Origin of the sequence: Chromohalobacter sp. HP20-39, assembly GCF_033052815.1 — a bacterium.
GTDB lineage: Bacteria > Pseudomonadota > Gammaproteobacteria > Pseudomonadales > Halomonadaceae > Chromohalobacter.
In genome coordinates this window covers 1-290 of the sequence record NZ_JAWHTP010000512.1, presented here as the reverse complement: position 1 = coordinate 290, position 290 = coordinate 1, and the positions used below count along the sequence as shown (strand labels likewise).

Below are 290 nucleotides of genomic sequence, written 5' to 3'. Positions count from 1 at the left end.
GATTGTGCTGGACGGCATGCGCCGCAGCGAGCTCCGAAAGGACATCGATCCGGCGAACGTCAGCGCCGTCCTCATCGGCGGACTGGAAGGCGGCGTCATGTTGAGCCATCTCTACGACGATCCCGAACCGCTGCAGGCCGCGATCCGGCACCTGCATCATTACGTCGAGCACGATTTGCGCCGACACGCCCCGGAGGACGGAACACCATGATCTACCGCGCGATTGTTGAATGGAAACTGCGGCGCGCTTTCGCCGCGCTCAATGACGGTGACTGCACCGCCGTGCTTGC

General features: G+C 63.4%; 1 protein-coding gene. It reads left to right on the top strand.

Annotation, left to right across the window (positions count from 1 at the left end):
- On the top strand, positions 1 to 211 hold a 211-nt coding region (locus RVY79_RS19000; protein ID WP_317466113.1), incomplete at its 5' end, for a TetR family transcriptional regulator C-terminal domain-containing protein.
- Between the last annotated feature and the right edge of the window lie 79 nt (positions 212 to 290).